Source organism: Streptococcus sp. 1004_SSPC, assembly GCF_001069025.1.
Classification (GTDB): domain Bacteria; phylum Bacillota; class Bacilli; order Lactobacillales; family Streptococcaceae; genus Streptococcus; species Streptococcus vestibularis.
Map to the genome: position 1 here is coordinate 1 of NZ_JWGQ01000053.1, position 449 is coordinate 449.

General features: G+C 41.6%; 1 protein-coding gene. It reads left to right on the forward strand.

Annotation, left to right across the window (positions count from 1 at the left end; all coding sequences use genetic code 11):
* The coding region (locus tag ADF62_RS04400; RefSeq protein WP_048788188.1) for a transposase family protein at window positions 1-449 on the forward strand (449 nt) is incomplete at both ends.

A 449-nucleotide genomic window follows, 5' to 3' on the forward strand; every position in this document is an offset into this window, starting at 1 on the left:
AAATATCAAGATTTCACTTGTTTTTGAAACTGACACTCATATCGAGATTCAAGCAAAACTCGATTACCCTGCACCATCTTGTCCTCATTGCCATGGAAAGATGATCAAGTACGACTTTCAAAAGCCTTCTAAAATCCCTCTTCTCGAGCAAGCGGGAACTCCAACTCTACTACGTCTGAAGAAACGTCGCTTCCAGTGTAAAAATTGTAGGAGAGTCACGGTAGCTGAGACATCAATCGTTGAGAAAAACTATCAAATCTCCAACCTTGTCAGACAAAAGGTTACACAACTCCTAACTGAGAAGATGTCACTAACTGATATTGCCAGAAAGCTTCGTGTGTCGACGTCCACTGTCTATCGTAAGCTTGACCAGTTCACTTTCAAGGAACATTATGACAAACTTCCAGCTGTTATGTCCTGGGATGAGTTTGGGTTCAAGAAAGGGGAAT